Source organism: Shewanella sp. ECSMB14102, assembly GCF_000813075.1.
Classification (GTDB): domain Bacteria; phylum Pseudomonadota; class Gammaproteobacteria; order Enterobacterales; family Shewanellaceae; genus Shewanella; species Shewanella indica.
In genome coordinates, this window is record NZ_JWGX01000011.1 from 35336 (window position 1) to 48524 (window position 13189).

At 54.1% G+C, this 13189-nt stretch carries 9 protein-coding genes; 8 read left to right on the forward strand and 1 reads right to left on the reverse strand.

What is annotated here, in order from left to right; genetic code table 11:
- Positions 1 to 153: 153 nt before the first annotated feature.
- The 7 genes from carA to secF all read left to right on the forward strand — a co-directional run bounded on the left by carA (position 154) and on the right by secF (position 12019).
- Positions 154 to 1302 carry a glutamine-hydrolyzing carbamoyl-phosphate synthase small subunit gene (gene carA, locus RC73_RS05060; RefSeq protein WP_039033629.1) on the forward strand — a complete coding sequence of 383 codons (1149 nt, stop codon included), beginning with the start codon at positions 154 to 156 and terminating at the stop codon, positions 1300 to 1302.
- Between the two features lie 23 nt (positions 1303 to 1325).
- Positions 1326 to 4547 carry a carbamoyl-phosphate synthase large subunit gene (gene carB / locus RC73_RS05065; protein WP_039033630.1) on the forward strand — a complete coding sequence of 1074 codons (3222 nt, stop codon included), beginning with the start codon at positions 1326 to 1328 and terminating at the stop codon, positions 4545 to 4547.
- A gap of 296 nt (positions 4548 to 4843) precedes the next feature.
- Complete coding sequence (locus RC73_RS05070) at positions 4844 to 7768, forward strand: alkaline phosphatase family protein (RefSeq protein ID WP_082014253.1); 2925 nt, start codon at positions 4844 to 4846, stop codon at positions 7766 to 7768.
- A gap of 244 nt (positions 7769 to 8012) precedes the next feature.
- Complete coding sequence (gene greA, locus RC73_RS05075) at positions 8013 to 8489, forward strand: transcription elongation factor GreA (protein ID WP_039033631.1); 477 nt, start codon at positions 8013 to 8015, stop codon at positions 8487 to 8489.
- A gap of 107 nt (positions 8490 to 8596) precedes the next feature.
- Positions 8597 to 9163, forward strand: coding sequence for a hypothetical protein (locus tag RC73_RS19795; RefSeq protein ID WP_052248002.1), 567 nt, complete (start codon positions 8597 to 8599; stop codon positions 9161 to 9163).
- A 119-nt stretch (positions 9164 to 9282) separates the two neighbouring features.
- Positions 9283 to 11118 (forward strand): protein translocase subunit SecD, encoded by a 1836-nt coding sequence (gene secD / locus RC73_RS05085; RefSeq protein WP_052248003.1) that lies wholly within the window; start codon positions 9283 to 9285, stop codon positions 11116 to 11118.
- 4 nt (positions 11119 to 11122) lie between these two features.
- A complete protein-coding gene (gene secF / locus RC73_RS05090; protein WP_412503714.1) occupies positions 11123 to 12019 on the forward strand; it encodes a protein translocase subunit SecF in 897 nt (298 codons plus the stop codon).
- Between the two features lie 116 nt (positions 12020 to 12135).
- Here the strand turns inward: secF and yhbY are convergent, their stop codons facing one another.
- Positions 12136 to 12435, reverse strand: a complete 300-nt coding sequence (gene yhbY, locus RC73_RS05095; protein WP_025009926.1) for a ribosome assembly RNA-binding protein YhbY — start codon at positions 12433 to 12435, stop codon at positions 12136 to 12138.
- A 90-nt stretch (positions 12436 to 12525) separates the two neighbouring features.
- Between yhbY and rlmE the strand changes: the two genes are divergently transcribed.
- Positions 12526 to 13155 carry a 23S rRNA (uridine(2552)-2'-O)-methyltransferase RlmE gene (rlmE, locus tag RC73_RS05100; protein WP_025009927.1) on the forward strand — a complete coding sequence of 210 codons (630 nt, stop codon included), beginning with the start codon at positions 12526 to 12528 and terminating at the stop codon, positions 13153 to 13155.
- Positions 13156 to 13189 lie beyond the last annotated feature (34 nt).

The window sequence follows — 13189 nt, forward strand, 5'->3', positions numbered from 1 at the left end:
TCGAATTCGTCCGCCAAGCTATAGACGGATCGATATTTATCGTGTAGGATGCGCGGAATTTGTCAAAATTTCGTATTTTAGCGGAAATTGGTACTTTAAACAAAGATAAAAACATTACATTTCAGTGGCTTGGCTCTTTTCTCGGAGGTCGCGTTGACAAAGTCTGCCTTACTCGTACTCGAAGATGGAAGCGTATTTTCCGGCACAGCAATCGGTGCCGATGGGATCGCAGTCGGAGAAGTCGTTTTTAACACTTCGATGACCGGATATCAAGAAATCCTCACCGATCCATCTTATTCTCGCCAGATAGTAACTCTAACCTACCCACATATCGGTAATACCGGTACTAACAATGAAGACACAGAATCCGATGCAGTTCATGCCTGTGGTCTTATTATTCGTGATCTTCCCCTCCTCGCCAGTAACTTCCGTAACCAACAATCCCTCAGTGATTACCTCAAAGCCAACAAGGTAGTCGGTATCGCCGATATCGACACCCGTAAGCTGACCCGTATTCTGCGGGAGAAGGGCGCTCAGGCCGGTTGCATTCTGGTGGGTGAGCAGGACGTAGACAAGGCGCTGGCTGCCGCCAAGGCATTCCCTGGGCTGAAAGGCATGGACTTGGCCAAGGAAGTGACGACCGACAAGCCTTACACCTGGCGCAAGGGAACCTGGCGTTTGGAGAGCGGCCTGCCGGTCGATACTCCCGAGTCAGAACTCAAGTACAAGGTAGTGGCTTATGACTATGGCGTGAAGCAGAACATACTGCGAATGCTGGTAGACAGAGGCTGTGATGTGACTGTGGTTCCCGCACAAACGCCTGCCAGTGAAGTGCTGGCGATGGCACCGGATGGGGTATTCCTCTCCAACGGCCCCGGTGACCCGGAGCCATGTGATTACGCCATCAAGGCGATTCAGCAAATTCTCGAAACCGATATCCCGGTATTCGGCATCTGCCTTGGCCACCAACTGCTGGCGCTGGCCAACGGTGCCAAGACGCTGAAGATGAAGTTTGGTCACCACGGCGCCAACCACCCTGTGAGCGATATTGACAAAGGCACTGTGATGATCACCAGTCAGAACCATGGTTTTGCTGCCGATGAAGCCACACTGCCTGCCAACATCAAGGTGACTCACAAGTCGCTGTTTGATGGCTCACTGCAAGGGATCCACCTGACAGACAAGCCGGCTTTCAGCTTCCAGGGCCACCCTGAAGCGAGTCCGGGGCCGCACGATTGTGCGCCTCTGTTCGATCACTTTATCGAACTGATTGAGCAATACCGTCACCAAGTCAAGCTGTAATCGCCGGGAGAAGATAGAAGAAAATGCCAAAACGTACTGATATTCAAAGTATTCTTATCCTGGGTGCCGGCCCAATCGTTATCGGTCAGGCCTGTGAGTTTGACTATTCGGGAGCCCAGGCCTGTAAGGCGCTGAGAGAAGAGGGTTACCGGGTTATTCTGGTGAACTCCAACCCTGCAACCATTATGACAGACCCGGAAATGGCCGATGCCACATACATCGAGCCTATCCACTGGGAAGTGGTGCGCAACATTATCGCCAAAGAACGCCCCGATGCGATTCTGCCAACCATGGGCGGTCAGACGGCGCTGAACTGCGCCCTGGAACTGGAAGCCAAAGGCGTATTGAAAGAGTTTGACGTCGAGATGATCGGTGCCACTGCCGATGCCATCGATAAGGCCGAAGACCGTGCCCGTTTCGACAAGGCGATGAAGAGTATCGGTCTCGAGTGTCCTCGTGCCGGTATTGCCCACAGCATGGAAGAAGCGCACAAGGTACTGAATGAAGTGGGCTTCCCCTGCATCATTCGCCCCTCTTTCACTATGGGCGGCAGCGGTGGCGGTATCGCTTACAACGTCGAAGAGTTTGAAGAGATCTGTACCCGAGGTCTGGACTTGTCGCCGACCAATGAGCTGCTGATTGACGAGTCGCTGATTGGCTGGAAAGAGTACGAGATGGAAGTGGTGCGCGATCGTAACGATAACTGCATCATAGTCTGTGCCATCGAAAACTTTGACCCCATGGGTGTACACACAGGTGACTCCATCACAGTTGCACCGGCCCAGACCCTGACCGACAAAGAATATCAACTGATGCGTAACGCCTCCATGGCGGTGCTGCGGGAAATCGGTGTTGAAACCGGTGGTTCCAACGTGCAGTTTGGTATTAACCCCAAAGATGGTCGCATGGTGATCATCGAGATGAACCCACGGGTATCGCGCTCATCTGCGCTGGCCTCCAAGGCGACCGGTTTCCCGATTGCCAAGGTTGCGGCCAAGCTGGCGGTGGGCTTTACCCTGGATGAGCTGATGAACGACATTACCGGCGGTTTGACTCCGGCTTCGTTCGAGCCTTCTATCGACTATGTGGTTACCAAAATTCCTCGCTTCAACTTCGAGAAGTTTGCCGGCTCCAACGACCGCCTGACCACTCAGATGAAGTCTGTCGGTGAAGTGATGGCCATCGGCCGTACCTTCCAGGAGTCGATGCAAAAAGCTCTGCGCGGCCTGGAAACCGGGATGACAGGTTTTGACCCTATCGTGGATATCAACGAGCCGGAAGCCCTGGCCAAGATACGTTACGAGTTGCAGGATGTCGGCCCTGAGCGTCCGTGGTATATCGCCGATGCTTTCCGCGCCGGTATGTCCATGGAAGGTATCCGCCGCATCACCAACATAGACCCTTGGTTCCTGGTGCAGATTGAAGATCTGGTGCTGCAGGAAGAGAAGGTCAAGGAAAGCGGCTGGAGCGGTCTTTCCAAAGAGTTCCTGCGCAAGTTGAAGCGTAAAGGTTTCTCCGATGCGCGCCTGGCGTCACTGCTGGGGGTTTCTGAAAGTGAAGTGCGCAAACTGCGTCACAAGTATGAACTCTTCCCTGTCTACAAGCGGGTAGATACCTGCGCCGCCGAGTTCGCCACGGATACCGCCTACATGTACTCCACCTACGAGGAAGAGTGTGAGGCCAATCCGTCCGATAAAGACAAGATCATGGTGATAGGTGGCGGCCCCAACCGTATCGGTCAGGGTATCGAGTTCGACTACTGTTGTGTGCATGCGGCGCTGGCGATGCGTGAAGACGGTTATGAAACCATTATGGTTAACTGTAACCCTGAAACCGTTTCCACTGACTATGACACCTCTGACAGACTCTACTTTGAACCTGTTACCCTGGAAGACGTACTGGAAATCGTGCGGGTTGAGCAGCCCAAAGGGGTTATCGTGCAGTATGGTGGCCAAACGCCACTGAAACTGGCCCGCGCCCTGGAAGCCGCAGGTGTGCCCATCATAGGAACCAGCCCGGATGCCATCGACCGCGCCGAAGACCGTGAGCGCTTCCAACAAGCGGTTGAGCGTTTGGGGCTGAAACAGCCTGAAAACAGCACAGTGACCAATCTGGAGCAGGCGGTACTGGATGCCGAGCGTATAGGTTACCCTCTGGTGGTTCGTCCCTCCTATGTATTGGGTGGCCGGGCGATGGAAATCGTCTACGATGAGCAGGATCTGCGCCGTTACTTCAACGAAGCCGTGAGCGTATCCAACGAGTCGCCGGTACTGCTGGACCGCTTCCTGGATGACGCCACCGAAGTAGACGTGGACGCCATCTGCGATGGTAAAGACGTGGTTATCGGCGGCATCATGGAGCATATCGAACAGGCCGGTGTTCACTCAGGTGACTCAGGTTGTTCACTGCCTCCTTACACTCTCTCCAAGGCGATTCAGGATGAGATGCGCGAGCAGGTACGCAAGCTGGCGCTGGAACTGGGCGTTGTTGGTCTGATGAACGTGCAGTTTGCGGTCAAGAGCGACGTGATTTACCTGATTGAGGTGAACCCGCGCGCCGCCCGCACAGTGCCTTTCGTCTCCAAGGCCACAGGCGTGCCTCTGGCCAAGATTGCCGCCCGGGTAATGGCCGGTACTTCACTGGCCGAACAGCAACATACTCAGGAAGTGATCCCGCCTTACTACTCAGTGAAGGAAGTGGTTCTGCCGTTCAACAAGTTCCCGGGTGTTGACCCTCTGCTCGGCCCTGAAATGCGCTCTACCGGTGAGGTGATGGGTGTGGGTGATACCTTCGCCGAAGCCTACGCCAAGGCGCAACTGGGCTCAGTGAAGGATGTACCCAAGTCAGGCCGCGCCCTGTTGTCTGTTCGTCACAGCGACAAGAAGCGGGTTTCGGATCTGGCGGCCAAGCTGATTGAACTCGGCTATGAGCTGGATGCCACCCACGGTACGGCTGTGGTGCTGGGTGAAGCGGGTATCAATCCTCGCCTGGTGAACAAGGTGCATGAAGGTCGTCCACACATTCTTGACCGGATCAAGAACGGTGAATACACCTACATAGTGAATACCACTGAGGGTCGTCAGGCCATCGAGGATTCCAGACAGCTGCGCCGCGGCGCGCTGCAGCACAAGGTGAATTACACCACCACCATGAATGCGGCTTTTGCAACCTGTATGGCCCATGATGCCGACGACAGAAGCAATGTTGCCTCGGTGCAGGAACTGCACGCCAGAGTCAACAAGTAAACGCTGTCAGTGACTGAAAGTGACCAGGCCACCCTAATGGGTGGCCTGTTTTTTTATAGGCCGGATGATTTGGGTCAAACTTCTTGGGAAGGTGCGGACAGGCCCCGGCATGCCTTCAGTCAGATGCCTTGAACGCCAATTGCTGTGCAAGCCACTCTCTACAAAAAAGAACGCCGCGAGGACTTATTCGCACCTTCCCTTGGCTTTGGGATCTTGGCGGCTCTTGCTAAACTCGCTCACTATCAAGGCGTTTCATTTAAGATGCTGCAATCAAGATGTTTCAGGGAAAGGAAGTGATGATACTCGAGTCTGTCTCAAAGAAGCCCAAGGGCCGGGAAAGCGTTGCGGGGCGAGTCAAAGGGTTGTTCAACCGGCGGCGTAACACGCAGGCTCTGGCCTTAAGCCTTGGCTTGGCTTTGAGCCTCGGCAGCAACGGCGTGCGGGCCGATATCAACACCGTGCCTTTGGTGGCACCCTTGTATCACGGCGGCGAACTGCTGCAAAAGCAGTTATTTAAAGGGTTGGAGCTCAGTGTCACCACAGGGCGCGATCTGGCGATATTTTCTGTTGCCGGTATGAGCCTGGATGCCTACATTTTAACGCTGCCGCTCGATGCGCCGACCAAGGCCAGGGTCATAGCCCGGCTGTCGGATCCTTTCTACAGCATCCCCCTTGGGCATTTTCTCTACCTTTTTTACGACAGATACAGCCGCGCCGAGAACCGGGATCAGTTCCGGGATTATCTGCTGAGCCAATACAGCAAGGAGCAAATCGCGCCCTGGCAGCATTCGCTGTTCAGCCTGGAAGAGCAGGTTAAAGACAACACCGAACCGACCGCTGAAGCCAATGACAGACGCGAGGGCATGACGCTCAATCGCCAGTTGGTTGCCATGTTGGTGACTGTCTATGATCGCCTGTTCAACAATGATGACTGGGCCCTTGGCAAGATACTGCCGGAGCATTACAACTATCTTGGCGATAGCCCTGAAGATCTGGCGTTGATTGCCGACATTCAGCCGCTGATCATCACTGAGATTGGCAAGTATGTCGGCAGTCTGCCTGAGGGGGATATGCGCAGCGCCCTCGAGCTGATTATTGAAGATGGCAAGGCGGAAAATGCCGCCAAGGTAAACAACAAGGCGCAGGCGATAACCGTTACTCTTATCGACTTTGTCCGTCTCAATGTGCTCAAGGCCTATCGCCAATATGCATTACCGGCGCAGCGGGCAAAAGCCTTTTCGGCCTGGATGCAGGCCAGTCTCAAGGAAGATCCCAAGGGGCTGAGTGATTTTCTGGCAAGTTGGAGTCAACGCCCAAGAGCGGTGCAGATAACGGTAGATGGCTTGAGCCAGGGACTGATGCAGGCGTTGGTTGCACCCAATTCCGGCCCTTATCTCAAAGAAGTACTTGCCAGGGACGCGGCTTTGTCGCAACTCACGCCCGCGTCAGCCAAGGGGCGGCCGCAGCACACTCCCAAGCAGGACTTTTTGCGTCAACTGGTGAAAAATGGCGCCACCGACCAGTACTATCTGCCGTTTTTCAAGTCACTCTATCGCCGGAGTGAGAATGGCATAGCCACAGGAGGCATCTCTTCCACGCCGACCATCAGTGTGCGCAATCTGCCGATTATCAAGACAGGCGCCGCTGTGTCCGGTAAGGGCGGCACAGGGATCCCCAATTTTCACTTTGTCGATCGCACCCGTGACCGGGCCTATTACTTTTTCGGCAACGACGCCCTGCAGCTCGAAAATCTGGTGGAGAGCCGCGGCATGCGTACCATGTTCGACCGGCTGAATTATCTCAAGACCTTAAACTGCAACGCCCAATATGACTGGAACGCCCAGACCAGTTTCGATGCCCTGGTTAATCTGGGGCTGGGGGAAGCGATCCGTGATTTTGGTGAGCAGCGCTGTCTCAATGAGTTGTCGCTGCGCGCCGAAGCCGAGAGGGACTTGCAACATAGCGTGGCGGCGGTTCGCAAGCAACTCGAGGCCTACGACAAGATGGGGGCCTGGCGGCTGTTTTCCCGCATGAGCTTGCGGGGTAAGCTCAATGAACAGCTCAATGAGCTGGCCTTGCTGAGTGAACAGGCGATGCCGGACTATCTGCTTATTTATAACCCCTGGCCGGATCATTTCGCCCATTTCAAGGGGCCGTTCAGCGACGAAATCATAGCGCCGACCGGTGAGCTTAACCGGCTCGATTACTGGCTCGGTCGTCTGGACAAGGTGTATCGGGACGCGGGTATCTATCCGCAGACGCTGTGGGGCATGGCCGGCGATCATGGTTTGGCACCTGTGTATCACACCCTTAACCCCGAACTGGTGTTGCAAGATGCGCTCAAGCAACGCGGGGTCGAGCTCAAGATAAGCAAAATCTCCTCTGATGAAGGGGAAGGCCCCAAGATAACCAACAACCTCAACCCGCCTTCACTGCATGGGGTAGACTTGGTGATAGCCTCTACCGCAGGTGGTAACTATATGCTGGACTTCTTTAACTCGGACCGAGGTTGGCAGGTGCAACCCTTGTATCAGGAGTTGACCCGTTTTAAGGTCAAAGAAAGCGAGGCGCTGGATATGGTCAGCCTGCTTGCCGATGAGTTGCAGGAATCGCTGGATTATCTGGTGGTGCGTCAAAGTGATTGCACACTTGATAGCTGCTCTGTGCGTTTGGTGGGATATAGAAACGGGCAGCGCCGAGATGAAATGATCAGTCGTGACTCGGGCGCTATCCGTTATCAGGCGCTTGATGATAAAGGCGCGCCTGAGCTGCTGGCACTGGCTCAGAGCAACCCTTATCTGCCGCCGCTGTCTGATGTTCAGTTATCGGCCAAACAACAACTGCTCGAATTGTGCTTGGGGAGTGCCAAGGGCTGCAGCGCCGAGCAGTGGCGCAATCTGGCGGCCATGAGTCCCAGACCCGATGCCGTGGTGCAGCTGGCACACCTCTATGATGAAGACAGGGCCGGCACCATCAACCTCTTCCCCAAAGAGGGATTTGGCTATAACACCCTGGTGCCGGGGCGTCATGCGGGCGAGCATTATCTGGAAAAAGATGCCTTCATAGGTTTCTGGGGCGAGCCTAGCAAACCCGGCCAGAGATTGGGGCCGCTGGATAACGGCTCACTGGCACCGACTTTGTATCAGTACCTTACCGGTGAGCAGGTCGAGGTAGGAGACAATGGTTGGGGCTATCCCTCTGTGCTTTCGAGTCTTAACTGAGATGAATTTATTATCGTCGGTGCCACAGAAACAGAGATTTTTGTCGCCATCACTGGCAAGCCTGCCATGCCTTAGGTAAGCTTGTAGCCAAGATGAATTGAGTTTTGGCCGGTGTGTTCCCCGGTATTCCGCTATGCATCCCTGGCGCCGCAGACAAAATGGCGCCCATTCACCCGAAAAATGAGTCTCTGTTGGCCCTTGGCTGACGGAGGCTGCTTTTGTTTGACAGGAGACGAAAGAGATTATGAACAAGGTTCCCATGACCCTGGTTGGGGCAGAACAGTTGCGCAAAGAACTGGATATACTCAAGTTTGATCGCCGTCCCAAGATCACCGAGGCAATTGCCGCGGCGCGTGAACTGGGGGATTTGAAAGAAAACGCCGAATACCATGCCGCCCGTGAAGAGCAAGGCATTTGCGAAGCCCGTATCCGCGATATCGAAGGCAAACTGTCCAACGCCCAGATCATTGATGTGACCAAGATGCCCAACAATGGCCGGATCATCTTTGGTTCTACCGTGACCATACTGAACCTGGACACAGATGCCGAAGTGACTTACCGCATTGTCGGTGACGATGAGGCGAATATCAAAGAGAACCTGATCTCGGTGAACTCCCCAATTGCCCGTGGCCTTATCGGTAAAAATCTGGGGGATGAAGTCAATATTCAAACTCCCGGTGGCCTGGCAGAATATGAAGTTGTTGCCGTCGAATATATCTGATTGCGTTATCAAGCCGCCTCCGGGCGGCTTTTTTGTGCAAGATGGACAAAGTTTAATTTGCCCGCCAGGGCTTGAAAGGCTAGCATCCGCCCAAATAACCATTATCAATGGACACCTTGTTGCTGAAAATCATGCGCCTCTTTACCCTGCTGATCGCCATAGGTCTGCTGGGAAATGTGTATTCCGGGATTGCCTCAGATGCAACCTGGAAGGCGTTTGAACAGGCTTTGCCCGAGCTCAGTCAGCAAGATGCTGACAAAGAGCCGTTGTCCATAGCTTCATCTACCTCAGTTGGTCAGGAGTCTCAAGTCCAAGAGGCCCGGCAGCACAAGTTTGGCAAGCATGATGCTAGTGGCAGAGCTGAGGTGGATGGCAAGGTTTCCCTGTCTGACTTATCCAAGTTGCTGCGCTCCGAGCAGGGCGACCAACTCTATTCTGCCCCTGGTGCTCGTCTGCGCTGTCTCAGTATGGCCGCTCAGCAGGATGTGCCCGAGCCGCCCTATGAATTGGCGTTTGAAATCGCTATGCCACCGGCGCCAGTGCTCAGCATAGGTTTTGCCGAGCAGTTGCCTATCGAGCAGAATTGGACCTTAACGCACCCCGGGGCTGGTTTGCGCCTTGGGGGCTGGAAAGACGCCAACCTCCGCTATCGCTTCAGTCAGCAGGCCGCCTGACGCTCTCTTCCGGGCTTTTCTGTCCGGGTTTCACTTCATCTGTTGTCAGTCACTCCTTCATTGGATGACTGCGACTGTGATATGTGGCTTAAGCCACGAGTCGAAAAGAGAGCATAAATATGATAACTGACTCATTATTAAAGAGTAATGGCCGTGGGCGCCAGCCTAAAAAATTGCTTAATCACTACAGCGCCTGGAAATATCTGGTGTTGGTAGTCACTCTGGTGGTGATGGCGCTGAGCGCCTTGCCAACCTGGTATGGTGAAGATGCCGCGGTGCAAATTTCTCCCAAGGCTGGAATAGCCTTATCTCCGACCCAGATAGTTTCTGAACTGGCCAAGGCCGATATTCTCGTCAAGCGCCTGGACAGCAAAGATCAGCAAACCCTGGTTATTCTCAATGACGAAGGCCAACAGACACTGGCCAAGTCATTGCTGGCCAATCATGCCCAAGATCCGGCTGAGCTCACTTTGGCCTTGAGCCCGGCGGCGCCCGAGTGGCTGCTCGGCATGGGATTTGAACCCATTAAACTGGGACTGGATCTTCGTGGTGGGGTGCAGTTTCTGTTGGATGTGGATATTGCTCCTGTGTATCAGACTCAAGGCAGTTCATTGGCCGACGCCCTGCGCGCCTTTGCCAGAGAAAAGGGGATCCGTGGCTTAAGTGTGCGTCAGGGCGCTGAAGAGCAACTGACTGTGATTATGCCTGAGGCGGCTCGCGCCGAGGTGCGGCAATTTATGGCCAAGCAATACCCACTTTGGCAGGTGAGCAGCGATAACAGTCAACTCAAGCTGGTGCTGACGGAGGCCGAGAAAATCAACCTGCGTAATCTGACGGTGCAGCAAAATCTGCAGATCATGCGTACCCGAATTGAGGAACTGGGGATCACCGAAGCCTTGGTGCAGCGTCAGGGCGAGAGCCGCATCCGTATCGAGCTGCCCGGTGTTCAAGACCCGGCGGCCGCCAAGAGCGTGATAGGGGCGACCGCGACTCTGGCCTTCTATGAGGTTAAGGATAGTGCCACCGGCGCCATCTTGATTAAAGACAAGTCCGGCAATCCTGTGCCCGTGGCACGTAAACCTGTGCTGACCGGCGAGCATATTGTCGATGCCCGTGCCGGAATAGGAGAAATGGGCGCTGCAGAGGTGAATATTACCCTGGACAGTGAAGGCGGCCGCCGTATGACCGACTTCTCCCGAGGCCATATCGGTAAACCTATGGCCACGGCATACAGTGAGTACAGTCGCGATGCCGATGGCAAGGCGGTGCAAAGCAATGAAATTATCAGTGTCGCCACCATCCAGTCTGTGCTGCCGGAGCGCTTTCGAATAACCGGCGCCGGTAGTTATCAGGATGCGCAGCAATTGGCTCTTTTGCTGCGGGCCGGTTCTATGACTGCACCTGTCACCATAGTTGAAGAGCGCACCATAGGCCCGACGCTGGGGGCAGAGAATATTCACAACGGCTTTGCCGCCCTGGCGCTCGGTCTGGGGATCACCCTGGTGTTTATGGCGCTTTGGTATCGTAGGCTGGGCTGGGTCGCCAACCTGGCACTACTGGCTAACATGGTGTTGCTGTTTGGCTTGCTGGCCTTGATCCCCGGCGCGGTACTGACTCTCCCCGGGATTGCCGGTTTGGTGCTGACAGTGGGGATGGCGGTGGATACCAATGTGCTGATTTTCGAGCGGATCCGCGACAAGCTTCGTGAAGGGCGAGCATTGGCGCACGCCATTGACAAGGGCTTTGACAGCGCCTTCTCCACCATTTTCGATGCCAACTTCACCACTATGATCACCGCCGTAGTGCTCTATGCCATAGGTAATGGTCCTATTCAGGGGTTTGCGCTGACGCTGGGGCTGGGGTTGTTGACCAGTATGTTCAGCGGGATTTTTGCCTCAAGGGCGATTATCAATCTGGTTTATGGCAAGAACTTCAGCCGCGAAGTGAGGGTTTAATATTATGATTAATATGAAAAATGCAACCAAGTGGCGTTATTTCAGCAGCGCGGTTTCCGTGATTTTGATGATAGTGTCCATCAGTGTGATTGCCGTCAAGGGGCTCAACTGGGGGCTGGATTTTACCGGCGGCGTGGTCAGTGAAATCCGTATCGACAGCTCAATCGGCGCCAAATCGCTGCAACCTGTGTTGCAGCAGGCCTATGGCCAGGAAGTCAGCCTGATTGCTGCCGGTGAGCCGGGACGCTGGGTGCTGCGTTATGCCGCGCCAAGTGCCGGGCAGAGTATGCCCGAACTGCCGGAGGTACTGGCGGGTATGAACACTCATGTTGAAGTGCTCAATACCAGCATAGTCGGGCCTCAGGTCGGCCAGGAGTTGGCCGAGCAGGGCGGTTTGGCTTTGCTGGTGGCTATGCTGTGTATTCTGGGCTATCTCTCTTACCGCTTTGAGTGGCGTCTGGCAGCCGGCGCGGTATTTGCTCTGGTACATGATGTTATCTTTGTGCTGGCTTTTTTTGCCGCCACTCAGATGGAGTTCAACCTGACGGTGCTGGCGGCTGTGTTGGCCATTTTGGGATATTCGCTCAACGATTCCATCATTATTGCCGACAGGATCCGCGAATTGCTGGCTGCCAAACCCAAGCTGGCGGTAAAAGACATCAATAACCAGGCGATTGCTGCCACTTTTGCCCGAACCATGGTGACATCCGGTACTACCCTGATGACCATTTCAGCGCTGTGGATCATGGGCGGAGGTCCCTTGGAAGGATTTTCCATCGCTATGTTTATCGGGGTGTTGACCGGTACCTTCTCATCGATATCAGTTGGTACTTCATTGCCGGAATGGTTGGGACTGTCCAGTGAACATTATCGGGTGACGCCTGTGACCCAGACCCCTTGATTGAAACCCGTCAATTAATACTGATTTAATCCACCGGCGCCACAATGTGCGCGCCGATGGGATACTGGCAACAAAAAAGCCACCTTAATTAGGTGGCTTTTTTGAGGGGAATGGGCTTATCTGGCCTTGGGCAGAGCGATTTTCATCTCTTCGGATTGGCGGAAGAGCACCAATACATGGCCTATCAGCTGCACCTTGGTTGCCTGGGTTTCACGGACAATGGCATCAACGATAGCGGCTTTCAGTTCTCTGTCTTCAGAGGCGACTTTAACTTTAATCAGCTCATGATGAGAGAGCGCATTATCAATTTCAGCCAGTACCCCTTCAGTCAGGCCATTGGCACCAAGCAGCACTACTGGCTTGAGGCTGTGTGCCAGGCCCTTTAGATGCTGTTTCTGTTTGGTTGTTAAGTTCATTTCTACCAACTTTTGCTGAGTTACTGTTGAAAAGCCGCTATTCTACCCTCATATAGCCCTTGTGTAACTCTCATTTGTTGCGGATTTTGAATGTCAGGTAAGAAACGTACGGCCAGTTCCACCCGTTGGATGCAGGAACACTTTGATGATCACTATGTCAAATTGGCACAAAAACGGGGGCTGCGTTCGCGGGCCGCGTTCAAGTTAGAGGAGCTGCAACAAAAAGATCAGCTGATTAAACCCGGGATGACAGTGGTTGACCTGGGGGCCGCTCCCGGAGGTTGGTCTCAGGTAGCAGCCAAGTTGGTCGGTGAAAAAGGTAAAGTGGTTGCCTGTGATATTTTACCGATGGACCCAATCGTTGGCGTCGATTTCCTTCAGGGAGACTTCCGTGAGGAAAAAGTCCTTGAGGCCTTGCTGACTCGTGTAGGGGAAGATAAGGTTGACTTGGTGCTCTCGGATATGGCGCCCAATATGAGTGGTTCAGATGGTGTGGATCAGCCCAGAGCCATGTATTTAGTGGAGTTGGCGCTGGATATGTGTCATCAGGTGTTGGCAGCCAATGGCAGTTTTGCTGTTAAAGTCTTTCAGGGGGAGGGCTTTGACGAGTATATGAAAGCAGTCAGACAAGCGTTCAAGACTGTAAAAACCCGTAAACCGGATTCCTCCAGGCCACGTTCTCGCGAGGTCTATCTGGTAGCGACAGGGTACAAGTTGTAGTACCCTGATTGAAGTAAATCTCAAGACTTTGTGA